Annotated in this window: 27 protein-coding genes and 1 riboswitch; of the genes, 17 read left to right on the forward strand and 10 right to left on the reverse strand. The window is 63.4% G+C overall.

Annotated elements, in window-relative coordinates; translation table 11 throughout:
• Positions 1-9 precede the first annotated feature (9 nt).
• Entirely contained in the window at positions 10-513 is a 504-nt protein-coding gene (locus BLS60_RS18475) for a single-stranded DNA-binding protein (RefSeq protein ID WP_070882624.1), read from the forward strand.
• A gap of 64 nt (positions 514-577) precedes the next feature.
• On the opposite strand, the gene BLS60_RS18480 is transcribed toward BLS60_RS18475, so the two are convergent.
• Positions 578-925 carry a VanZ family protein gene (locus tag BLS60_RS18480; protein WP_143024626.1) on the reverse strand — a complete coding sequence of 116 codons (348 nt, stop codon included), beginning with the start codon at positions 923-925 and terminating at the stop codon, positions 578-580.
• A gap of 262 nt (positions 926-1,187) precedes the next feature.
• On the opposite strand from BLS60_RS18480, the gene BLS60_RS18485 reads away from it, so the two are divergent.
• Both BLS60_RS18485 and BLS60_RS18490 read left to right on the forward strand, forming a co-directional pair.
• Positions 1,188-2,072: a sugar nucleotide-binding protein gene (locus BLS60_RS18485; protein WP_070882626.1), complete on the forward strand. Its 885-nt coding sequence runs from the start codon at positions 1,188-1,190 to the stop codon at positions 2,070-2,072.
• Positions 2,065-2,994 carry an NAD-dependent epimerase/dehydratase family protein gene (locus BLS60_RS18490; protein WP_092370972.1) on the forward strand — a complete coding sequence of 310 codons (930 nt, stop codon included), beginning with the start codon at positions 2,065-2,067 and terminating at the stop codon, positions 2,992-2,994. Before BLS60_RS18485 ends, BLS60_RS18490 begins: the two co-directional genes overlap by 8 nt.
• Positions 2,995-3,195: 201 nt before the next feature.
• Here the strand turns inward: BLS60_RS18490 and BLS60_RS18495 are convergent, their stop codons facing one another.
• The 5 genes from BLS60_RS18495 to BLS60_RS18515 all read right to left on the reverse strand — a co-directional run bounded on the left by BLS60_RS18495 (position 3,196) and on the right by BLS60_RS18515 (position 7,287).
• Positions 3,196-3,888, reverse strand: a complete 693-nt coding sequence (locus tag BLS60_RS18495) for an OmpW/AlkL family protein (protein WP_092370975.1) — start codon at positions 3,886-3,888, stop codon at positions 3,196-3,198.
• Positions 3,889-4,010: 122 nt separating this feature from the next.
• Positions 4,011-4,532, reverse strand: coding sequence for a DUF3299 domain-containing protein (locus tag BLS60_RS18500; protein ID WP_070882629.1), 522 nt, complete (start codon positions 4,530-4,532; stop codon positions 4,011-4,013).
• Positions 4,533-4,589: 57 nt separating this feature from the next.
• A complete protein-coding gene (locus BLS60_RS18505; RefSeq protein ID WP_070882630.1) occupies positions 4,590-5,852 on the reverse strand; it encodes an ABC transporter permease in 1,263 nt (420 codons plus the stop codon).
• A 1-nt stretch (position 5,853) separates the two neighbouring features.
• On the reverse strand, positions 5,854-6,561 hold the full coding sequence (locus BLS60_RS18510; RefSeq protein ID WP_092370978.1) for an ABC transporter ATP-binding protein: 708 nt from the start codon (positions 6,559-6,561) through the stop codon (positions 5,854-5,856).
• A gap of 126 nt (positions 6,562-6,687) precedes the next feature.
• Positions 6,688-7,287, reverse strand: coding sequence for a DUF2796 domain-containing protein (locus BLS60_RS18515; protein WP_092370981.1), 600 nt, complete (start codon positions 7,285-7,287; stop codon positions 6,688-6,690).
• Positions 7,288-7,415: 128 nt separating this feature from the next.
• On the opposite strand from BLS60_RS18515, the gene BLS60_RS18520 reads away from it, so the two are divergent.
• Complete coding sequence (locus BLS60_RS18520; protein WP_092370984.1) at positions 7,416-7,769, forward strand: hypothetical protein; 354 nt, start codon at positions 7,416-7,418, stop codon at positions 7,767-7,769.
• A gap of 304 nt (positions 7,770-8,073) precedes the next feature.
• Here BLS60_RS18520 and trxA read toward each other — a convergent pair whose 3' ends face one another.
• Genes trxA through BLS60_RS18535 form a run of 3 tightly spaced genes read right to left on the reverse strand, consistent with a single transcriptional unit; the run spans position 8,074 to position 10,102 of the window.
• Entirely contained in the window at positions 8,074-8,946 is an 873-nt protein-coding gene (trxA, locus tag BLS60_RS18525) for a thioredoxin (protein WP_092370987.1), read from the reverse strand.
• A 59-nt stretch (positions 8,947-9,005) separates the two neighbouring features.
• Entirely contained in the window at positions 9,006-9,668 is a 663-nt protein-coding gene (locus BLS60_RS18530; protein WP_092370989.1) for a class I SAM-dependent methyltransferase, read from the reverse strand.
• Complete coding sequence (locus tag BLS60_RS18535; protein ID WP_070882636.1) at positions 9,665-10,102, reverse strand: YbaY family lipoprotein; 438 nt, start codon at positions 10,100-10,102, stop codon at positions 9,665-9,667. The genes BLS60_RS18530 and BLS60_RS18535 overlap by 4 nt, the downstream gene beginning before the upstream one ends.
• 136 nt (positions 10,103-10,238) lie before the next feature.
• Between BLS60_RS18535 and nrdR the strand changes: the two genes are divergently transcribed.
• The 11 genes from nrdR (at position 10,239) to BLS60_RS18590 (ending at position 18,341) form a co-directional block, all read left to right on the forward strand.
• Positions 10,239-10,703 carry a transcriptional regulator NrdR gene (nrdR, locus tag BLS60_RS18540; protein WP_070882637.1) on the forward strand — a complete coding sequence of 155 codons (465 nt, stop codon included), beginning with the start codon at positions 10,239-10,241 and terminating at the stop codon, positions 10,701-10,703.
• Between the two features lies 1 nt (position 10,704).
• Positions 10,705-11,823 (forward strand): bifunctional diaminohydroxyphosphoribosylaminopyrimidine deaminase/5-amino-6-(5-phosphoribosylamino)uracil reductase RibD, encoded by a 1,119-nt coding sequence (ribD, locus tag BLS60_RS18545; protein ID WP_092370992.1) that lies wholly within the window; start codon positions 10,705-10,707, stop codon positions 11,821-11,823.
• A gap of 79 nt (positions 11,824-11,902) precedes the next feature.
• A riboswitch (FMN riboswitch) is annotated at positions 11,903-12,059 on the forward strand.
• 90 nt (positions 12,060-12,149) lie between these two features.
• The gene (locus BLS60_RS18550; RefSeq protein WP_070882639.1) at positions 12,150-12,611 is read left to right on the forward strand and encodes a 6,7-dimethyl-8-ribityllumazine synthase; all 462 of its coding nucleotides are present in this window, start codon (positions 12,150-12,152) and stop codon (positions 12,609-12,611) included.
• Between the two features lie 11 nt (positions 12,612-12,622).
• Positions 12,623-13,285: a riboflavin synthase gene (locus BLS60_RS18555; RefSeq protein ID WP_070882640.1), complete on the forward strand. Its 663-nt coding sequence runs from the start codon at positions 12,623-12,625 to the stop codon at positions 13,283-13,285.
• A gap of 13 nt (positions 13,286-13,298) precedes the next feature.
• The gene (gene ribBA / locus BLS60_RS18560; protein ID WP_092370995.1) at positions 13,299-14,390 is read left to right on the forward strand and encodes a bifunctional 3,4-dihydroxy-2-butanone-4-phosphate synthase/GTP cyclohydrolase II; all 1,092 of its coding nucleotides are present in this window, start codon (positions 13,299-13,301) and stop codon (positions 14,388-14,390) included.
• 101 nt (positions 14,391-14,491) lie between these two features.
• Positions 14,492-14,968 (forward strand): 6,7-dimethyl-8-ribityllumazine synthase, encoded by a 477-nt coding sequence (gene ribH, locus BLS60_RS18565; RefSeq protein ID WP_070882642.1) that lies wholly within the window; start codon positions 14,492-14,494, stop codon positions 14,966-14,968.
• Positions 14,965-15,447: a transcription antitermination factor NusB gene (gene nusB / locus BLS60_RS18570; protein WP_070882643.1), complete on the forward strand. Its 483-nt coding sequence runs from the start codon at positions 14,965-14,967 to the stop codon at positions 15,445-15,447. The genes ribH and nusB overlap by 4 nt, the downstream gene beginning before the upstream one ends.
• Before the next feature lie 5 nt (positions 15,448-15,452).
• Entirely contained in the window at positions 15,453-16,418 is a 966-nt protein-coding gene (thiL, locus tag BLS60_RS18575) for a thiamine-phosphate kinase (protein ID WP_092370998.1), read from the forward strand.
• Positions 16,411-16,944 carry a phosphatidylglycerophosphatase A family protein gene (locus BLS60_RS18580; RefSeq protein WP_070882645.1) on the forward strand — a complete coding sequence of 178 codons (534 nt, stop codon included), beginning with the start codon at positions 16,411-16,413 and terminating at the stop codon, positions 16,942-16,944. The genes thiL and BLS60_RS18580 overlap by 8 nt, the downstream gene beginning before the upstream one ends.
• A 12-nt stretch (positions 16,945-16,956) precedes the next feature.
• On the forward strand, positions 16,957-17,682 hold the full coding sequence (locus BLS60_RS18585) for a type 2 periplasmic-binding domain-containing protein (protein ID WP_092371001.1): 726 nt from the start codon (positions 16,957-16,959) through the stop codon (positions 17,680-17,682).
• A 14-nt stretch (positions 17,683-17,696) separates the two neighbouring features.
• Complete coding sequence (locus BLS60_RS18590; RefSeq protein ID WP_070882647.1) at positions 17,697-18,341, forward strand: retropepsin-like aspartic protease family protein; 645 nt, start codon at positions 17,697-17,699, stop codon at positions 18,339-18,341.
• Between the two features lie 36 nt (positions 18,342-18,377).
• On the opposite strand, the gene BLS60_RS18595 is transcribed toward BLS60_RS18590, so the two are convergent.
• The gene (locus BLS60_RS18595) at positions 18,378-19,652 is read right to left on the reverse strand and encodes a cation:proton antiporter (protein ID WP_070882648.1); all 1,275 of its coding nucleotides are present in this window, start codon (positions 19,650-19,652) and stop codon (positions 18,378-18,380) included.
• Between the two features lie 305 nt (positions 19,653-19,957).
• Between BLS60_RS18595 and BLS60_RS18600 the strand changes: the two genes are divergently transcribed.
• Together BLS60_RS18600 and BLS60_RS18605 are read left to right on the forward strand one after the other, a co-directional pair.
• Positions 19,958-20,671: an ABC transporter permease gene (locus BLS60_RS18600; RefSeq protein WP_092371004.1), complete on the forward strand. Its 714-nt coding sequence runs from the start codon at positions 19,958-19,960 to the stop codon at positions 20,669-20,671.
• An 11-nt stretch (positions 20,672-20,682) separates the two neighbouring features.
• A complete protein-coding gene (locus BLS60_RS18605; protein ID WP_092371007.1) occupies positions 20,683-21,573 on the forward strand; it encodes a glycine betaine ABC transporter substrate-binding protein in 891 nt (296 codons plus the stop codon).
• The last annotated feature ends 1 nt before the right edge of the window (position 21,574 follow it).

A 21,574-nucleotide genomic window follows, 5' to 3' on the forward strand; every position in this document is an offset into this window, starting at 1 on the left:
GAGAGCGTTATGGCCCGTGGGGTTAACAAAGTCATTCTGGTCGGTACCTGCGGACAGGATCCGGAAACGCGCTATCTGCCCAGCGGCAATGCCGTGACCAACCTGAGCCTGGCTACCAGTGAGCAGTGGACCGACAAACAGACCGGTCAGAAAGTCGAAAAGACTGAATGGCACCGTGTTTCGATGTTCGGCAAAGTCGCCGAAATCGCTGGCGAATACCTGCGCAAGGGTTCTCAGGTCTATATCGAGGGCAAACTGCAGACCCGCGAATGGGAAAAGGATGGTGTGAAGCGTTACACCACCGAAATCATCGTCGACATGCAGGGCACCATGCAGCTGCTCGGCGGCCGCCCAGACAATGCTGGCGGTGGCGATTCCGCTCCGCGTCAGTCGCGCCCGGCACCGCAGCGCGAGCAGCAGGCACCGCGCCAGTCCGCTCCGCAACAACAGCAGCAGCAAAAGCCGCAACCGGCTCAGGACTATGACAGCTTCGACGATGACATCCCGTTCTGATCGTCCGACCTGAAGTAGAGGCCCCGCAATGCGGGGCCTTTTACATTCTGCTTGCCGGACAGGCTCAGGCCGGGCTGAAGAAGCGTTTGCGTACCAGGCCCTGCAATGTCCACAGCACCAGCGCGATACTGACGCCGCACAGGTTGGCGAGTATATCCAGCTGGCTGAACTCGCGGGTTGGCTGAAGGGTGTGCTGCAGCCATTCCAGCAGCGGCGCCTGACTGTACAACAGGCTCCATAGCAGCCAGCCGGGCACGCTGGGGAAGGCGAAGCGGCTGATCAACGACAGGCCGGCGAAGGCCAGCAGGTGGAGGAATTTGTCCGACGATTCGAACAGGTCGGGCGGCGGTTCGGGGCGGAACAGGCCATAGGCGAGCACCGCACAGCAGGTCAGGAACATCAGTTTTCGCAAATTTCCCATCCTGTGTCTGTCGATTGGTCTGCCACTGTGACCGTCGTATGCCTTGTGGGTGCCCAGGATGCCTGTGATTGATCAGGTGCCCTGGTGCGGTTCGCGAGCGTCAAGGTTGTGCACGGTTGGTGACGCCACCGGGTAAAAACAGCAAAATGCAGGCCATTGGGCCGAACCCTGTGGGATCTGCCGACACGCTAGCAGCTGGCGCGCCATGATACGGTGCGCGCTTGAACCTTAATGTGGAGCCTTTCGTTTCGTTATGCGCATGCGCCTGTTGTTGCTAGGTGGTGGCAGTACGCTGGGTCGAGCCCTTATCGGCCTTGGCGCTGAAGAGGACATTGGCTTTCTCGCCCCTCGTCCGCCGGCCCAAGGCTGGGACGCCGCCAGCCTGACCCAGTTGATCGACGATACCCGCCCCGACGCGGTGATCAACCTTGCCTACTATTTCGATTGGTTCCAGGCCGGGCAAGTCAGCGCTGAGCGCTTCGCTTTCCAGGAGCGGGGCGTGGAGCGTCTGGCCGAACTGTGCCAGCACCACGATATCCGTCTGCTGCAGCCGTCGAGCTATCGCGTATTCGACGGTGCTCGGGCGACCGCCTACAACGAAAAGGATGAGCTGCAGCCGCTCGGCCTGCGCGGCCAAGTGCTCGAACGCATGGAGCAGAGCGTTCGTGCCCTGTGCCCTCGGCATGTACTGCTGCGTTTCGGCTGGCTGCTGGACGACAGCCCGGACGGCTTACTGGCGCGGTTTCTGGTGCGTGCCGAGCGTGGCGAGACGTTGTATCTGGCTGATGACCGGCGTGGTAATCCGACGCCTGTCGATGATGCCGCCCGGGTGATCCTGGCCGTTCTCAAGCAGCTCGATTGCGCGGCACCGTTGTGGGGCACCTATCACTACGGTGGGCATGAGGCGACTACCTCATTGGCGCTCGGCCAGGCTATTCTGAGCGAGGCGCGGCACCTGCGTCAGAACCTCCTCGAGGAAATATGCGGCCAGGCCCATGCCGTCCGCGCAGACGCCGCTGAAGAGCCGCAGCATGGCGTGTTGTCCTGTAAAAAAATCCTTCATACCTTCGGTGTCAAACCACGTGCCTGGCGCGCCGGTTTGCCAAGCCTGCTGGAGCACTATTATCGCCATGTCTGAGCAACCTATTCTGGTAACCGGCGGTGCCGGCTTCATCGGCTCCAATCTGGTCGATGCCCTCTTGGCGCGCGGCAACAGCGTGCGTGTGCTGGACAACCTGTCGATGGGCAAACTCGCCAATTTGCCAATGGACAATCCCAGGCTGACCTTCATCGAAGGCGATGTCGCCGACGCCGGCCTGATCAGCCGCGCTGTCGCGGGCTGCGCCGCAGTGGTGCATCTGGCTGCCGTGGCGTCAGTGCAGGCTTCGGTGGATGATCCGGTCAGCACCCACCAGAGCAACTTCATCGGTACACTCAATCTCTGCGAGGCCATGCGCGAGCACGCGGTGCGTCGCGTGGTATTCGCCTCCAGCGCAGCGGTGTATGGCAATAACGGTGAGGGCCAGGCAATCGATGAAAACACTGCCAAGTCGCCGTTGACGCCCTACGCGGCAGATAAGCTGGCCAGCGAACACTATCTGCAGTTCTATGGGCGCCAGCATGGGCTGGAACCGGCGATTTTTCGTTTCTTCAACATCTTCGGGCCACGTCAGGACCCGTCCTCGCCGTATTCCGGGGTGATCAGTATCTTCACCCAGCGTGCCCAGAAGGGTTTGCCGATCAGCGTATTTGGCGATGGCGAGCAGACCCGCGATTTCTTCTTTGTCGCCGACCTGGTGGAGCTGTTGCTGCAGGCGCTGGATGCCCAGCAGGTGGCGCCGGGCGCGGTGAATGTGGGCTGGAACGAGGCGGTGAGCCTGAAGCAGCTGCTGGCGCAGATCGGCGAGCTGCTCGGCGGCCTGCCAGCCGTTACCCATCTCGATGGGCGCCCAGGCGATATACGCCATTCCCGCGCCGACAATCGCCGGTTAATCGAACACTACCGGCTGCCGGTACAGACCTCGTTACGCGACGGATTGGCGGCATTGCTCAACAGCTGAGTCGTTAAATGCCAGACAGCAAAAAGCCGGCGTTGCCGGCTTTTTGCGTTTCTACTCGGATTGGCCGCCATAAGGCAGAGGCGGCCTGTTGTAGGGTGGACGACGCTTCATCCGTCCACCGTTCTGCGATCGCAATGGTGGATGAAAAGAGCGTCATCCACCCTACATAGCTAGCGGCTGCTTTCGCCACTAAGCCGCCCCTTAGAACTTGTAACCCAGGCCAACCATATAAACGAATGGATCGACATCCACGTCGACCTTGGCGCGCACGCCGAGTCCTGGGTGGTCGACGTATGCGTTGGTATCGATGTCGATATAGCGTGCCTGTGCGTTGATCAACAGGTTGTCGGTGAGCATGTAATCGGCGCCGATCTGCCAGGCCAGGCCCCAGGAGTTGCTGGCGCGGAAGTTATCGAAGCCTGCACTGCTGGCGCGGCTGCCGACGTGCTCATCGTAGATCCAGGTGTAGTTGATGCCGCCGCCGACGTAGGGCTGGAAGGCTGATTTGGAGTCCAGTGGGTAATACACCACGCTGAGGGTCGGCGGCAGGTGCTTGAGGGTGCCGAGCTTACCGTTGGCGGAGCCCAGGGCAGTGCCTTTGATCTTCACGTCGTGCTCGAACGGCGTGGCCGCGAGCAGTTCGATGCCGACATGGTCGGTGAGCATATAGGCGAAGTTGAGACCCAGCTGGGTGTCGCTGCTCATGGTTGCCTTGCCACCCAGGTCGGTGCCGGCCAGGCCGCCGCGGTCTACCTTGACCGTAGAACTGTCGGCCTTGGGATTGACCGTGATGGCGCCGGCGCGAACGAGAACATCTCCAGCCTGGTGTGCCTGCGCCAGCGGGGCAGCCAGCGCCAGGGCGATCAGCGAGGCAGAGAACAGCGACTTGTGCATGGTGAGCTCCTAACGGTCATTCGATTTCTCTCGGATGGCGTCAGGGTAGGGCGCTGGCAAATGTGCCCCTTGACTCAGCTCAATGCTTGCCGGTTATGGCGTGCGACCTTTTGCCACGGCGCTCAGCTGTCGGGCAGTTCATAAGGGTAGATCTTGTCCGCAGCCATTTGGTAGCCCACCTCGGCCAGTTCGCTGCTGCTGTGTTCGACCTTGATCGGCCCTTCGATCCAGAACGGCTGGTACAGCGCGTCGAGCAGCACGCCCAGTTCGGCAGTCACATGCACGATCTGGTTGGACGGCGGTGGCGGCACGTGAATGCACGCGCCGAAGTACGGCACCAGCAGGAACTCGGTCACGCGACCCTCTTCGGTTACGTCCAGCGGCACGATATAGCCGGGGATTTTCACCTGCTGGCCGTCCATTTCCTTGACCACTGGGGCCGATGGGAACTGCTGCAGCGAGACGGCGCCGCCTTCGGAAAGTGCATCGCCCAGTTGCGACATGTCATGCATCGGCGTCATCTGCGCGGCCTGTGGAGGCGCGTCCTTGGGGATTAGCTCCTGCCAATGCAGGGTGCGCAGCTCGGCTGCCCACGACGGTGCCGCCAGGGCCATGGAAAAGGCGATGAGCAAAGCGCGGAACATGAGGCTACCTCTAGGTGAGTAAACGGAGCCGGGCAGCCGTCGCCCGGCTCCGTTGGTTCAGAGGCGGATCGACAAGCCGTCGGCCAGCGACTGCCGATAAGCGCGCCACGCAGGCACACAGCCCATCAGCAGGGCGGCCGCCAGAATAGCGCCGAGTAGCGTCCACTCATAGGGTGTTGGCGCACTCAGCGGCAGATACAGGCCATAGTTGGCCTGCACATAGCTTTGTGCGCTGGCGATGCCGCCATACAGCAGCGCCACACCGGCAGCGACGCCGGCCACGGCCAGGGCAAAGGCTTCGAGGATCAGCAGGCTGGCGACATGCCACGGCCGTGCACCCACCGAGCGGAGAATGGCCATTTCCCGGCGCCGTTCGTTGAGGCTGGTGAGAATCGCTGTGAGCATGCCGATCAGCCCGGTCAGCACCACGAACAATGACACCACGAACAGCGCTTTTTCCGCCGTACCCATCAGCCCCCACAATTCCTGCAAGGCGACGCCGGGAAGTATCGCCAGCAGCGGTTCGCCGCGGTATTCATTGACCTCGCGCTGTACCGCGAAGGTGGCGATCTTGCTCTTCAAACCGAGCATTACTGCGGTGATGGCTTTGGGCTGAAGATCCATCTCGCGAGCCTGGTCGGCGCTGATCTTGCCGGCACCGCGGGCGGGTACACCGTTCTGCCAGTCGACGTGCAGTGCTTCCATGCCCTCCAGCGAGATGTGCAACGTGCGGTCCACCGGCGTGCCGGTGCGGGCGAGGATGCCGCTGACCACGAACGGCTTGTCATCGTGCTGCTGCAGGCTGATGGTCGCCACGCCGTGAGACAGCACCAGCTTGTCGCCCAGCTTGTAATTCAGCGCCTGAGCGACTTCAGCGCCAAGTACCACCTCGAACAAGTCGTTGAATTTCTTGCCCTGAGCCAGCTGCAGGGATTGCCCGCGCCCGTAGTGGTAGTGGTCGAAGTAGCCAGCATCGGTGCCCATTACTCGGTAGCCACGGTGCGAGTCACCCAGGGAAATCGGAATGGCCCAGGCGACCTGGCGGTGCGCGGCGAGCTTCTCGAAGCTGTCCCAGCGGATGTTATTGGTGGCGTTGCCGATACGGAACACCGAATACAGCAGCAGGTTCACGCTGCCGGAGCGGGCGCCGACGATCAGGTCGGTACCGCTGATGGTATTGGCGAAACTGGCGCGTGCCTCGGTGCGCACCCGTTCCACGGCAAGCAGCAGGCACACCGACAGGGCGATGGCGAACACGGTGAGCAGCGCGGTGAAACGGCGGTTGGCCAGGCTGGCCAGAGCGAGTCGTAACAGGAACACTTCAGACCTCCTGGGGTTTGCTGGCGCGGTTGAGGTCGGCCAGTGAGAGGCTGCGGTCGAATAGGGTGGCGAGGCTCTGGTCGTGGCTGACGAACAGCAGGCTGGCGCCGACGTCACGGCATTCGCCAAACAGCAGCTCGAGAAACGCCTGGCGCGCATCGGCGTCTAGCGCGGAGGTGGGTTCGTCGGCGATCACCAGTTCTGGCTGACCGATCAAGGCCCGGGCGGCGGCGACGCGCTGTTGTTGGCCGATGGACAGCGAATCGGCGCGGCGTTCCAGCAATTCAGGGCGCAAACCCAAGTGCTCCAGCAGTTTGGCCGCCGCCTGATCGACGCTGCCATAGCGCTGCGCTGCACGTTGCGCGCGCAAGCTGGAGAACCGGCACGGCAGCTCGACGTTGGCGCGCACGCTGAGAAACGGCAGCAGGTTGAATTGCTGAAAGATATAGCCGGTGTGGTCAACGCGAAAGCGATCACGGCGCGCGGCCGAGAGCGCTGCGAGGTCTTCGCCAAGCAGTCGGATAGTGCCGCGGCCGGGTTTCTGCACGCCGCCGAGCAGGCCGAGCAGCGTGGTCTTGCCGCTACCACTGGGCCCTTTGAGAAACAGCGTCTCGCCGCGTTGCAGATGAAAATGGGGGATGTCCAGAAGCTCATCCTGGCCGGGCCAGGCGAAGCCGAGGTCGGTGAGTTCGATCAATGCTGAGGTCATGAGGGGCTGCTGGGATTGGGGACTGACGGGCGCAAGTGTGCCAGTCATGGGCACAAAATGCTGGTCAACAGGGCAATGGAGTAACGAGGGCGTGCGGATGCCTCTGGAGAGGCACCCGCAGTCCGATCAGAACGTCAGGCGAGCATTGGCAGGTGTCGACTCGACACCCTTCTGGCCGTTGGGGCCAATCAACTGCACGTTGATCTTCTGGGTTGCCGGGAACTGCTTGTAAAAGGCCGTCAGGTCGACGGTCTTCAACGCATCTGGTTGCTTGCAGGTGAAGCTGTAGTCAGCATCGATATCGCTATGCTCGTGGTCATGATCATGTCCGTCAGCATGTTCGTCGTGGTCGTGGTCGTGGTCGTGGTCGTGCTTATCCTCGGCGTCGCCGAACAACGGACTGCTGAGTTCGTGCTCCGTCAGGCTGCAGCCGGCCGCAGCGGGCAGACTGAACAACGCGAGCGGTTTTTCCAGCTTGGCGCGAGCGGCGGCGACGGTTTTCTTGTCGGCATCGCTGGTGGCGGCATGCTCGAAACCGACGATGTTCATGGCCGGGCTCTCCAGCTCGATTTCCAGCGTATTGCCTTCCAGCGCGACGTTCAGCGTGGCGACACCGTGTTCGTGCTTGCCCAGGCTGCCGTGTTCATGGTCGTGATCGTGGTCATGTGCGTGAGCAACGGCCAGGGGCAGTAGAGCGAAGGGCAGGGCAAGCAGTAAGCGACGCATGGGAGCGGCTCCAGATGGTGGACAGAAGGTGTTGATACGTTATAACAATTTTATCCGGCATGGTAGGGGCACCTTGGTTTGTAGTCGCTGGCGTGGGAGCATTGCCCATCGATAGCGTGGAGGTGGAGATGGTGCGTATTCGCGGGCGGATCGGCGACTGGCCGGTGGATCTGACGGTGGAGCTGGACCCGCAAGAGTGGGCGCAGCTGACTGGCGCAATACTTGCCGTGCCGCAGACGCCGGCGGCTACGGTTACCCCGGCAGCGGTCCAGCCCGATGAGGATAAGCAATGGCAGACGGTGCTCGAACTGTTGCGGCGCGCCGGGCGTGTCGAAGGCCCGCAGTTAATGGCGCAGCTGGCGGCGCTGGCGGGCGGTGAGTTGGCGGGCAAGCGTTTGTTGGTGCGCCTGCGGCACTGCGATCAGGTGCGCATGGAGACTGGCCCGGATGCACCGGTTTATTGCTGGGTAGAGCAGCCCTGAGTTGAGCCTCTGGCGTTAAGCAGTCTGCATGGCTGGGAGTCGTTGAGCGCTGGGAATGACCTGGGTATCGCTGCGCTCAACCCAGGCTATAGGCTGCCATCGCATCGCACCAAGCTGTACACCTTTCGAGCGCTCGGCTTGCTGCATTTGCGAAGGCAGTTCTGCTGCAGCAAAACCGTTATCTGATCGGTATGGCCCGCAGCTCGTATTGGGCCCAGCGATACCCGGGAACCCCGGATACCTTCCGCTCAAACTGCGTGATAGGCCGGTTATCGCTGCGCTCGATGCCAGGTGACGGCGTCGCTCAATACAACGCCTGATAGACGCGGCGACGGTAAGTGGTCACCAGCGGATGATCATTGCCGAGTAGGTCGAAGACTTGCAGCAGCGTCTTGTGTGGCAGCCCGTCGGCGTAGTTGCGGTTGCGCACGAACAGCTTGAGCAGCGCATCCAGCGCCGGTTCGTACTGCTGGCGGGCCAGTTGCTGAATGGCCAGCTGGTAAGCAGCTTCATCATCCTCTGCATTTTGTGCCAGGCGGCTTTTCAGCGTGGCGGCGTCCGGCAGGCCCGCGGCTTCGCGCAGGAAGGTCAATTGCGCGCGCGCACCGGCGATGGCCTGCTTGTGTTCATCGCCCTTGACCGCGTCGAGCACCAGTTGCGCTTCGCCCAGCTCGCCGCGTTCGGCCATGCAGCGGGCATACAGAATCAGCGCAGCGCCATTCTCGTTGTCCTCACCGAGCAGTTGCTTGAGTAGCGCTTCCGCTTCGCCGATGCGGCCATCGGCAAAGGCCTGCTGGGCCACCTCGAGCAGGTCGGCCTCGGGCGCTGCAGGTTCGGCAACGTGAGGCTGCAGCATGGCGCGAATCGCCGACTCGGGCTGGGCGCCCTGAAAGCCGTCCACCGGTTGGCCATCCTTGAACAGCACCACGGTCGGCAGGCTGCGGATGCCGAAGCGTGCGACGATTTCCTGCTCGATATCACAATTGACCTTGGCCAGCAGCAGCTCGCCCTGATAGCCCTCGGTGATCTGCTCCAGCAACGGCATCAGCGCTTTGCAGGGCGCGCACCACTCGGCCCAGAAGTCCACCAGCACTGGCTGGGTGAAGGATTTCTCGACCACCAGTTGTTCAAACTGGACGGCGCCATTGATATCGAAGATGTACGGGGTGTCGCTCATGGTCGGTCTCTGTCCGCGCGAAAATGGGTATGACTATAAATGCGGGCGCGGGTAGCCGGCTACAAGGTCCCGCGATCCGCATGATAGAGGCTGACGTGGCGAAAGGTTTCCGGCTCGGCCAAGTCGGGCCAGGTGCAGCCCTGCAAGCCGGCGATGCGGCGGTACGCGGGATGGCTGAAATCACGCACACGGGAGTCGGCGACCAGCACCTGTTGGGCATGTTCCAGCACGCGGTCGAGGAGCGGCAGGTTGGCGCGGTCGTAGAGCACGTCGGCAACGATCGCCAGGTCGTAGTCACGGCGTTCGGCGAACAGGTCGGCCGAGTAGTCCAGCTGCACGTCGTTTAGTTCGGCGTTGGCCCGACAAGCTGCCAGCGCCAGCGGGTCGAGGTCGCAGGCCACCACCTGGGCGGCGCCGGCACGTGCCGCGGCAATCGCAGCTACGCCGGAGCCGCTGCCAACATCCAGCACGTGCTTGCCGCGCACCCATTCGGGGTGCTGCGCCAACCAATCGACCAGTACCAGGCCGCTGGCCCAGCAGAAGCACCAATAAGGTGGCTCTTCAAGGATGCGCCGGGTCTCCTCCGGGCTGAAGCAGCGATCCATGTTCTCGGGATCGATCAGCCACAAGCGCAGGTCCGTGCCCGGTAGCGTCGTCGCGCTCAGCCGCGCATCACCGAGCAAGTCGCTCAGGGCAGCTTGCAGGTGCTGCGGTGGCGTCACAGCGCAGGCGTGACCCGGACTTCGCCGAGTGCCTGGCTCTGCGGCTCGCGGATCAGCTGGCTAGGCATGTGCAGCACCAGCTTGCCGGACTGATGAACACGACCACGCAGCTCCACGCGGATGCCTTGGTCGAAATTTTCCGGGTTGAATTGCAGGCGAAACGGCAGCGGCGCACCGGTGCCGCGTAGCTGGATATTGCCCAGCAGTTTGTTGGGCAGGCCGCGTTCATTGATGGTCAGCAGGGCCAGTTCGACATCGGCGCCCGCAGGAACGTCGAGCAGGGTGCCGGTAAGGTCGCGCAGGTGGGCAGGCGTGGCGGCCGGCTGTTGTTTAGGCACCGGTGCGGCAGGTGGCGCGACAGGCGCTGGCGCCTCGCCGGCGCAGGCAGCCAGCAGGGTGACGAGGCTGAGTAGAGCGAGTGGGCGCAATGGCATGGGACGATCCTCGGGGCAATGGCTGGATTCTCCCCATAGCCACTGGCGAATGCAAAGGAAAGTGGCCCTGCGGCGCTTGGCACCGGGTCGGGCGGATGCGCTACCATGCGGGCTTTCTCGCCTGGCTGTTTCGACCATGCACTGCCCCTTTTGCTCTGCCAACGACACCAAAGTCATCGATTCGCGTCTGGTCGCCGAGGGCGAGCAGGTGCGTCGTCGCCGTGAATGCCTGGCCTGTGGCGAGCGCTTCACCACCTTCGAGACCGCCGAACTGGTGATGCCGCGCCTGATCAAGCAGGACGGTAGCCGCCAGCCTTTCGACGAAGAGAAGCTGCGCGCCGGCATGCTGCGTGCGCTGGAGAAGCGCCCGGTAAGCATCGAACGGCTGGAGGCGGCCATCGCGCATATCAAGCACCGCCTGCGCGCCACCGGCGAGCGCGAAATCAAGTCGCTGGTGTTGGGCGAGCTGGTGATGACCGAGCTGCAGAAACTCGACGAGGTGGCCTACATCCGCTTCGCCTCGGTGTACCGGCGCTTCCAGGACCTCAACGAATTCCGCGAGGAAATCGACCGTCTTTCCCGCGAGCCCAATCAGGATTGAGATGAGCGACAGCGACCAGGCATTCATGGCCCGCGCCCTCGAACTGGCGCGCAAGGGGCTGTATTCCACCCATCCCAATCCGCGTGTCGGCTGCGTGATCGTGCGTGACGGCAACGTCGTCGGCGAAGGCTGGCATGCCAAGGCCGGCGAGCCCCATGCCGAGGTTCATGCGCTGCGCCAGGCCGGCGACAAGGCGCGCGGCGCCACGGCGTACGTGACCCTTGAGCCGTGCAGTCATCACGGACGCACACCGCCGTGCGCCGATGCGTTGGTCGCGGCCGGTGTCGCCCGGGTAGTCGCGGCCATGCAGGACCCCAATCCGCAGGTCGCCGGGCGCGGGTTGCTGCGCTTGATGAATGCCGGCATCTCGGTGCAGAGCGGTGTACTGGAAGCTGAAGCGCGGGCGCTCAATGCCGGCTTCGTTAAACGCATGGAGCACGGCCTGCCGCTGGTGCGGGTCAAACTGGCGATGAGCCTGGACGGGCGTACGGCGATGGCCAGTGGTGAAAGCCAATGGATCACCGGGCCGGCAGCTCGCGCTGCGGTTCAGCGCCTGCGTGCGCGCTCCAGTGTGGTACTAAGCGGCGCCGACACCGTGCTGGCCGATGCGGCCAGATTGACGGTGCGCCCCGACGAGCTGGGCCTTGGCGCCGAACTCACCGCCCTGGCGCAGGCCCGTCCGCCGTTGCGCGTGCTGATCGACGGCCGCTTGCGGGTGCCGCTGAGCGCGCCGTTCTTCCAGGCCGGCCCGGCGCTGGTGGCCACCTGTGCGGCGGCGACGTCGCGCAATCGCTATGTCGATGACGGCCACGAATTGCTGGCAATGCCCGGCAGCAACGGCCATGTCGACTTGCGTAAGCTGCTGTTGGACTTGGCGGGCCGGGGCGCCAACGAGGTGTTGGTCGAGGCAGGGCCGAAACTCGCCGGAGCATTCGCTCGGCTCGGGCTGGTCGATGAATATCAGCTGTTCGTTGCGCCGAAGTTTCTCGGCTCCAGCGCCCGGCCGCTGCTCGATCTGCCGCTGGCGCGCATGGCCGAGGCCAAGCCGCTGAGGATCGTCGACATGCGCGCAGTGGGCGACGACTGGCGAATCATCGCCGTGCCTGATTCCACCGCCTGACGCACGCCGCTCGGGCACTCCTGCCGTGCACCTCTGCGGCAACTGTGGTAAAACGCCTGTCGGCCGCACAGCGTGGCCACAACGTTCTCAGGGCGGGGTGTGATTCCCCACCGGCGGTAATGATGCGCAACGCGTCTAGCCCGCGAGCGCCCGGTACGGCACCAGCCAACCGGGGTCTAGCAGATCCGGTGTGATTCCGGAGCCGACGGTATAGTCCGGATGAAGAGAGAGCGGGAATGTCTGACAAGGCGCCCTTGCGGCTGCCGTACGTCCGTTATGTCCCTATCGATCCAAGCTGCCCTGTTTTAACCAAACAGGAGTTGAACATGTCCATTACCTCTAACGTGCGCCGGGTTGCTTTCGTGCAGGCCTGCTGGCACCGCGAAATCGTCGATCAATCCCGCAATGCATTCCTCGAAGAGATGCAGCGCCAAGGCTACGCTGCCAGCGAGATCGATTGCTTCGAGGTCGGTGGCGCCTTCGAAATTCCCCTGCATGCCAAGCGTCTGGCCAGAAGTGGCCGTTATGCCGGTATCGTGGCTGCCGGCCTGGTGGTCGATGGTGGCATCTACCGTCACGAGTTCGTTGCCCAGGCGGTCATCGAGGGCCTTATGCAGGTGCAACTGGAGACCGACGTGCCGGTATTCTCGGCCGTGCTGACGCCTCATCATTTCCATGCCGGCGAAGAGCACCAGACGTTCTTCCGCGAGCACTTCCTGGTCAAGGGCGCCGAAGCGGCGCGCACCTGTGCCGACACCCTGCGCAAGCTCGCAGAACTGCCTGTCTGAGGGGATTTTCCATGTTCACTGGAATCATCGCATCCATCGGCAGCATCGCCGCCATCACCCCCAAGGGCGGCGACGTGCGTGTCTACGTGAAGACCGCCAAGCTCGATTTGAGTGACGTGGTGCTGGGTGACAGCATCGCCGTCAACGGCGTGTGCCTGACTGCGGTCGAGCTGCCGGGCGACGGCTTCTGGGCCGATGTCAGCCGCGAGACCCTGGCACGCACCGCCTTCATCGACCTCAAGAGCGGCAGCCGGGTCAACCTGGAAAAGGCCCTGACGCCGACCACCCGCCTGGGCGGCCACCTGGTCAGCGGCCATGTCGATGGCGTCGGCGAGATCGTCTCCCGCGAGGAAAACGCCCGCGCCATTCAGTTCAAGGTGCGTGCGCCGCGTGAGCTGGCCAAGTACATCGCCCACAAGGGCTCGATCACAGTCGACGGCACCAGCCTGACGGTGAATGCCGTGGACGGTGCCGAGTTCGAGTTGACCATCGTGCCGCACACCCTGGCCGAAACCATCATGGCCGACTACCGTCCTGGTCGTCGGGTCAACCTCGAGGTCGACCTGCTGGCCCGTTACCTGGAGCGTCTGTTGCTCGGTGACAAGGCCGCCGAGCCGACCAGCGCCGGGCTCACCGAAGGGTTTCTCGCCGAACACGGCTACCTGAAGCATTAAGGACACCGCCACCATGGCACTCAACAGTATCGAAGAGCTGGTCGAAGACATTCGCGCTGGCAAGATGGTCATCCTCATGGATGACGAAGACCGCGAGAACGAAGGCGACCTGATCATCGCCTCGGAATGCGTGACCGCCGAGAACATCAACTTCATGGCGCGTTTCGCCCGCGGCCTGATCTGCATGCCGATGACCCGCGAGCGCTGCGAAACGCTCAAGCTGCCGCTGATGGCACCGCGCAATGGGTCGGGTTTTGGCACCAAGTTCACCGTGTCCATCGAAGCCGCCGAGGGCGTGACCACCGGCATTTCCGCCGCTGACCGTGCCCGCACCGTGCAGGCCGCTGCGGCCAAGCACGCGGTGGCTGAAGACATTGTCAGCCCCGGCCATATCTTCCCGCTGATGGCCCAGCCCGGCGGCGTGCTGGCGCGTGCCGGCCATACCGAAGCGGCCTGCGACCTGGCACGCATGGGCGGCTTTGAACCGAGCGGGGTGATCTGCGAGATCATGAACGACGACGGCACCATGGCCCGTCGCCCGGAGCTGGAAGTGTTCGCCGAGCAGCACGGCATCAAGATCGGCACCATCGCCGACCTGATCCACTACCGCATGCTCCACGAGCGCACTGTGCAGCGCATCACCGAGCAGCCGCTGGATAGCGAAGTCGGCCATTTCAACCTGGTTACCTACCGTGACTCGGTGGAAGGCGATGTGCACATGGCACTGACCCTGGGCACCATCTGCGCCGAAGAGCCGACCCTGGTGCGAGTGCACAACATGGATCCGATGCGCGACCTGCTGATGGTTCGCCAGCCCGGCCGCTGGAGCCTGCGCGCGGCGATGACCGAAGTCGCCAATGCCGGTGGCGGCGTGGTGCTGTTGCTCGGCCATTCGCTGGGCGGCGACGAAGTGCTGGCGCATATTCGCGAGGCGGACGGTACCGCCACCAGCAAGGCGCCGAGCACCTACAGCACGGTCGGCGCCGGTTCGCAGATATTGCGTGACCTCGGTGTGCGCAAGATGCGCCTGATGAGTGCACCTATGAAGTTCAACGCGATATCCGGTTTCGATCTGGAAGTTGTAGAATACCTGCCCCCGAAATAACGGGGTGACTGCCGCGATGAGCTATTTTTGCCTCATCGCCTTTATTTTCAGGGCTTGCCGCGGCATGCCCTGGCTCTTTAAGACAAGCTCGAGAATTCGCTATGACACTCAAGACCATCGAAGGTAATTTCATCGCTGCCGAGGGCCGCTTCGCCCTGGTGGTCGGCCGCTTCAACAGCTTCGTGGTCGAAAGCCTGGTCAGCGGCGCCGTTGACGCCCTGGTGCGCCATGGCGTCAGCGAAGACGACATCACCATCATCCGCGCACCGGGCGCCTTTGAAATCCCGCTGGTCGCTCAGAAAGTCGCTCAGCGCGGCGAGTACGATGCGATCATCGCGCTCGGCGCGGTGATCCGTGGTGGCACCCCGCACTTCGAATACGTAGCGGGCGAGTGCACCAAGGGCCTGTCCCAGGTTTCCATGGAGTTCGGCGTACCGGTCGCATTCGGCGTATTGACCGTCGATTCCATCGAGCAGGCCATTGAGCGCTCCGGCACCAAGGCCGGCAACAAGGGCGCTGAAGCAGCGCTGTCCGCTCTTGAAATGGTCAGCCTGCTGGCGCAGTTGGAGGCCAAGTGAGCCAGAACGACAACAAGCCAGTCAAAAAAGGCCCGAGCGCCAAGGTACTGGCTCGCCGTCAGGCGCGCACGCTCGCCATGCAGGCGCTGTACTCCTGGCACATCGCCGGGCAGGCGCTGAACGAGATCGAAGCGCAGTTTCGGGTCGACAACGACTTCACTGCGGTCGACGGCGCCTACTTCCACGAAATCCTGCACGGTGTGCCGCGGCAGAAGACCGAAATCGACAGCGCCTTCGAGCCGCTGCTCGATCGCCCGTTGGAAGAGATCGACCCGGTCGAGCTGTCCATCCTGCGCCTGTCCACCTACGAGCTGCGTAACCGCATCGATGTGCCATATCGCGTGGTGATCAACGAAGGCATCGAGCTGGCCAAGGTATTCGGCGCCACCGACGGCCATAAGTTCGTCAACGGCGTGCTGGATAAACTGGCGCCGAAGCTGCGCGCCGACGAAGTCCGCGACTTCAACAGCAAGCGCTGAGCCTCTTGGGCGAGTTCGAGCTGATCCGCCACTACTTCGCCGCTGCCGCCTGTGCGCAGGCGGCCGAAGGAGTGGTGCTGGGAATCGGTGACGACTGCGCTTTGCTGGACGTGCCCGTCGGCGAACAGCTGGCGGTGTCCACCGACACCCTGGTGGCGGGCGTGCACTTTCCCGCAGATGCCAATGGGCGGCTACTCGGCCAGCGTGCTCTGGCCGTCTCGGTCAGTGATCTGGCCGCCATGGGCGCAACGCCCCTGGCTTTCACCCTGGCGCTGACTCTTCCTGATGTGTGCACTGACTGGCTGGCCGATTTTACGGCCGGGCTGGACAGCATGGCGCGCCACTGTGGCGTACGTCTTATCGGGGGCGATACCACACGCGGGCCGTTGAGCATGACGCTCACAGTATTTGGTCGTGTGCCCAGCGGCCAGGCACTGACCCGATCTGGCGCGCGCGCGGGTGATCTGTTGTGTGTTGGCGGTCCGCTGGGCAATGCGGCGGGTGCTTTGCCCTTCGTGCTTGGCGAGCGCGCCGCGCAGGACGGCGCCGCCGAACTGTTGGCTCACTACTGGTCGCCGTCGCCGCAGCTGGCGCTCGGTCAGGCGTTGCGAGGGCTCGCGACCGCCGCCCTGGACATCTCCGATGGCCTGCTCGCCGACTGCGCGCATATCGCCAGCGCTTCCGGCGTGGCGCTGATCGTCGAGGAGGGGCGTCTACCGTTGTCCGCTGCCCTGCGTGCCTGTGTAGGCGAACAAACCGCACGCCAGCTGGCGCTTGGTGGTGGCGATGATTATGTGCTTGCCTTTACCCTGCCTACCGAGAAACTGGACGCGCTCCGCGCCTCGGGGCAGCCTGTATACGTGATCGGTCGGGTCGAAGCCGGGCAAGGCGTACACCTGCAGGATGCCGAGGGCCGAACAATCAAGCCGCCGCTGAGTGGCTACCAACATTTCGGATCGCAATGTGACTGATCATCCCAAGCAAGTTCCCGCCGAGTTCGTACCGCCATCCGTGTGGCGTAACCCCTGGCACTTCCTGGCCTTTGGCTTCGGCTCCGGGACCCTGCCCAAGGCGCCTGGTACCTGGGGTTCGATCGTGGCGGTGCCCTTCATTCCGCTGTGGCAGATGTTGCCGGACTGGGGCTACTGGCTGATGCTGGGCATCGCCATGCTGTTCGGCACCTGGCTGTGCGGCAAGGTCGCCGAGGACCTGCGTGTACACGACCATGAAGGCATCGTCTGGGACGAAATGGTCGGCATGTGGATCACCCTGTGGCTGGTGCCTGAAGGCTGGGGCTGGTTGCTGGTGGGCTTTTTGATGTTCCGCTTCTTCGACATTCTCAAACCCTGGCCCATCCGCTGGATCGACCGGCACGTACATGGCGGTTTCGGCATCATGCTCGATGATGTGCTGGCTGGCGTGTTCGCCTGGCTGGCCATGCAGGGTTTGGTATGGGGTTGGAGCAACGGTTTGGCAGCCAGCCTGGGCTTTGGCTGATCGGGAGGCGCGATGAGTCGAGGTTTCTGGCTGGCACTGCTGTTGTCCTTTACCGCTTGCGTGCAGGCAGGCGATGAGCTGCCCACCAATATCCGCATGGCCAGTGATGTTTGGGTCGATCGCATCAATGCCGATGGCACCGGGTTGTCCTGGGACGTGCTGCGCCTGATTTTCGAGCCTGCCGGGGTCAAGCTGGACATGCAGATCGTGCCCTACACCCGCTCCATTGGTCTGGTGCAGCGAGGCGAGGCGGATGCATGGGTGGCGTCTTACCAGAACGAGGTCAGCGAAGGGGTGGTGTACCCCACCTGGCATTATGATTCGGATCTGATCAGCGCCCTCAGCCTGGCTTCCAAGCCCGTGCCTGATCAGAAGGCGCTGGCAGAGTCGCGCCTGGTGTGGATGCGCGGCTATGAGTACCAGCGCTACATCCCCGGGCTCAACCACTACAACGAGTTGCTGCGTCGTGGTGGCATCCTGCCGATGCTCGACCATAACCATGTCGACTATTACATCGATGCCCAGCCAGAGGTTCTGGAGGTGCTGGATGCTGCTTCCGATCCCTCCAAATACCGGGTTGCCGACCTGATTCGTCTGCCGCTGTACATCGGTTTCGCCGATACCTCGCGTGGCCGTGCGCTGGCCAAACTCTACGATCAGCGTATGGCCGAACTGGTAGCACAGGACGCGCTGCGTCCGGTCTTCGAGCGCTGGGGCCAGCACTACCCTTTTGAATGAGCAGGAGCGGCAGGATGCGTCGATTGATCTGCGGCATGGCCGGCCTGCTGGCGGCGCAACTGGCCCTTGCTGCACCGCAAGTCCAGGTGGTCGGCCTGTTTCCGGGCGCTGCGGTCATATCCGTGGACGGCCAGCGCAAGCTGGTGCGGGTTGGCCAGGCGGGGCCGGGTGGCGTGCAGGTGGTCAGTGCCGACAGCCGCAGCGCGGTACTGCGGGTAGATGGCGTAGAGCGCAGCTACAGCCTCAGCCGTGAATACAATGCCAGCGGTTTCGCCGAGCCGCAGAAACAGACCCTCAGCATCGCCCGCAGCAATGGCGGCCATTACTGGGCCGAGGGCGCGATCAATGGCCGGTCTCAACAGTTTCTGATCGACACGGGCGCTACGTCGGTGGCGCTCAATGAAAACCAGGCACGCCGCCTGGGTATTGATTACCGCACCCGCGGCCAGCCCATCCAGGTCAGTACGGCCAGTGGCACCGCACGTGGCTGGCGTATCACCCTCGACAAGGTGAGCGTCGGCGCGCTGCAGGTGCTCGGCGTCGAGGCGGTGGTGCTGGAAGGCGCCTCGCCCACCGAGGCGCTGCTGGGCATGAGCTTTCTCAATCGCGTGGGCTGGAAGGTCGAGCACAATCTACTGGTGCTCGAGTCCCGCCTCTGAGAGGGGCTGGCGATAGGCTCATCGCCAGCCTGCTCGTCAGTGATGATCGCCGGCAGGCTCTTTTGGCATATCGCGATACAGCCGGCTGACCAGTGGCCCGATGGACAACCCCTGTAGCAGGATCGAGGTGAGCACGACGATGTAGGTCAGGCTCAGCAGCAGATCACGTTCCTCGCCCAGCGGCAGCGACAGCGCCAGGGCGACGGATACGCCGCCGCGCAGCCCGCCCCAGGTGAGGATGCGGATCGCCCCGTGAGACACCTGCCGGCGACCGCCGGCGCTACGGCGCATCACGAAAATGGCCGGTGCCACCGTGAGCAGGCGCGCCACCAGCACGGCGGCGCCGAGTACGAATGCCGCGATGATGTGCAGCCAGGAGAACGGCAAGAGCAGCAATTCCAGGCCGATCAGGGCGAACAGCAGGGCGTTGAGGATCTCGTCGATCAGTTCCCAGAAACCGTCCACGTAGCGCCGCGATTCGTCCGACATGGCGTGTTTGCGGCCCAGGTTGCCGATGATCAGTCCGGCCACCACCATCGCGATCGGCCCGGACACATGCAGGCGCGACGCCAGCGCCGCACCACCGAACACCAGGGCGAGGGTGAGCATCACTTCGACCTGGTACTGGTCGATGCTACGCAGCATCAGCAGCACGCCATAGCCCAGCGCCGCGCCCAGCATCAAACCGCCCACTGCCTCGTGGATGAACAGCCAGGTCACCGTGCCCAGCGTCGGCGTGCTGCCCAGTTGCAGGATGCCAAGCAGGATGGTGAAAACCACCACCGCGGTGCCGTCGTTGAACAGCGATTCGCCGACGATGGTGGTGGCCAGCGGCTTGGGCGCACCCGACGTCTTGAGAATACCCATCACCGCGATTGGATCGGTCGGCGAGATCAGCGCACCGAATAGCAGGCAGTAGATGAAGTCGACGTGCCAGCCAAACAGCTCGAAGATCGAGTAGGCAAGGCCTCCGATCACGCTGGTGGCGATCAGTACGCCAACCGTTGCCAGCAGGCCGATGGGCCACTTGTAGTTACGCAGGTCGCTCAAATCCACGTGCAGCGCCCCGGCGAACAGCAGCGCTGGCAAAAACCAGGTCATCAGGATGTCGGAGAAGTCGATACGGCGGATGATCTCCTGCGCTTCCAGTTCGATCAGCGGGTAACCGAGCTGGCTCAACCCCTGGACGACCAGCGAGAACACCAGCGCCGTGGCCATCACGCCGATGGTCGGCGGCAGGCGGATGAAGCGGTAATTGACGTAGGTGAGCAGCGTGGTGAGAACGATAAAAGCGGCAACGAGGTCGAGCACGGATTCTCCTTGTTAGTTGGGTGGTTCGCCCGCCCGGCGAACGACTTTATCGCCCAATAATAACCGTGTTGTAACGGGGTGTGTTTGGCTGGCAGCCAGTCGGCACATGGCAGAACAGTGGCAGAAGGTTGAACCGCAGCGCCGATGGACGGTCGAGTACACATGGGTCGGAGGGCTGCAGGACGCGGTTGCAGAGGTATGCAGCGCGCCTTGCAAGATGTTTCCCCCTCTGGCGTTTGACGGCTGACGCGCAACGCGTCCGGCCAGCTCGATGGGCTTTACCCGTCGTCGATTGGAGTCGAAACATGCTGAAAAGCTTGGGCAAGGTGCTGCTGGGCGCTGTAGCGCTGGTTGCGGTACTGGCCTTGCTGGTCCACTGGATCACCCCGGCGGTGCTCGAAGCGCACCGCGAAGACCTGGCGTTCTACCTGCAGGCGCACCTGTACCTAGTGTTCGTGTCGATGTTCGCAGCACTGGCCGTGGGGATTCCTGCTGGCATTGTGCTCAGCCGACCCGGCCGTGAGCACAGTGCCGAACGCTTCATGCAGGTGTTCAACGTCGGTAACACCGTGCCGCCGCTGGCGGTGCTGGCGATTGCCCTGTCCATTATCGGCATTGGCAACGGCCCGGCGATTCTGGCGCTGTTCCTGGCGTCACTGCTGCCGATCGTGCGCAACACCTATGAGGGATTGCGCAACGTTCCTGGCTCACTGAAGGAGGCCGCTACCGGCATCGGCATGACCCCTGGCCAGGTGCTCTGGCAAGTCGAACTGCCGAACGCCGTGCCGATCATCGTCGGCGGCGTGCGGGTTGCCCTGGCGCTGAACGTGGGCACCACACCGCTGGCCTTTCTGATCGGCGCCAACAGCCTCGGCAGCCTGATTTTTCCCGCCATTGCTCTGGAAAACCAACCCTTGCTGATTCTCGGCGCAGCGGCCACCGCGCTGCTGGCGCTGCTGCTCGACGGCCTGGTCGCGGCCATCAGCCGTTTCTGGTTCGAGCGTGGGGTGGCCCGTTGAAGGAATCCATGATGAAGTTTTTCGTTGTTTGTGCCGGCCTGTTGCTGGCCGCCACCAGCCAGGCTGCAGAGCTGCGTATTGGGGCCAAGGTGTTCACCGAGCAGGCGATCCTCTCGGAACTCACCGCGCAGTACCTGCGGCCGCATGGTTATGAGTCGCGCATCGTCGGCAACCTGGGCAGCACCATTGCCTGGAACGGCATGAAGAGCGGCCAGCTGGACTTGACCTGGGAATACACCGGAACTTCGCTGGTGGCCTACAACAAGGTCACCGAGCGCCTCGACAAAGAAGCCGCCTACCAGCGCGTCAAGGAACTGGACGCCAAAACCGGCGCGATCTGGCTGGCGCCAAGCCGCTTCAACAACACCTACGCCCTGGCGCTGCCGGAAAAGGTTGCCGAGGAGTTCCCGGACATCAAGACCATCAGCGACCTGGCCGCAGTGCTGCAGCAGCCGGCCAAGGACAGCCGCCTGCTGGCGCTGGATATCGAGTTCGCCAACCGCTCCGATGGCCTCGACGGCCTGGTCAAGGAATACGGCTTGAAATTTACCCGCGACGAAGTCCGCCAGATGGACCCTGGGCTGGTCTACACGGCCCTGAGCAACGGCCAGGTATTCGTCGGCCTGGTGTACACCACTGACGGTCGGCTGGAATCCTTCGGCCTGCGTCTGCTGGAAGACGACCGCGGCTATTTCCCTGATTACACCGCCGCGCCGGTGGTCAACGCCGATTACCTGAAGGCGCACCCTGATCTTGCCGACCTGCTCAAACCGCTGGCCGAGCGCCTCGACGACGCCACCATGCGTCGCCTCAACGCCCGCGTGGACGTCGACCGCGAAACCCCCGCCGCGGTGGCTGCCGATTTCCTGCGTCAGGAAAAACTGATCGAAGAGGCGCGCTGAT

The organism is Phytopseudomonas seleniipraecipitans (genome assembly GCF_900102335.1).
GTDB classification, from domain to species: Bacteria; Pseudomonadota; Gammaproteobacteria; order Pseudomonadales; family Pseudomonadaceae; genus Aquipseudomonas; species Aquipseudomonas seleniipraecipitans.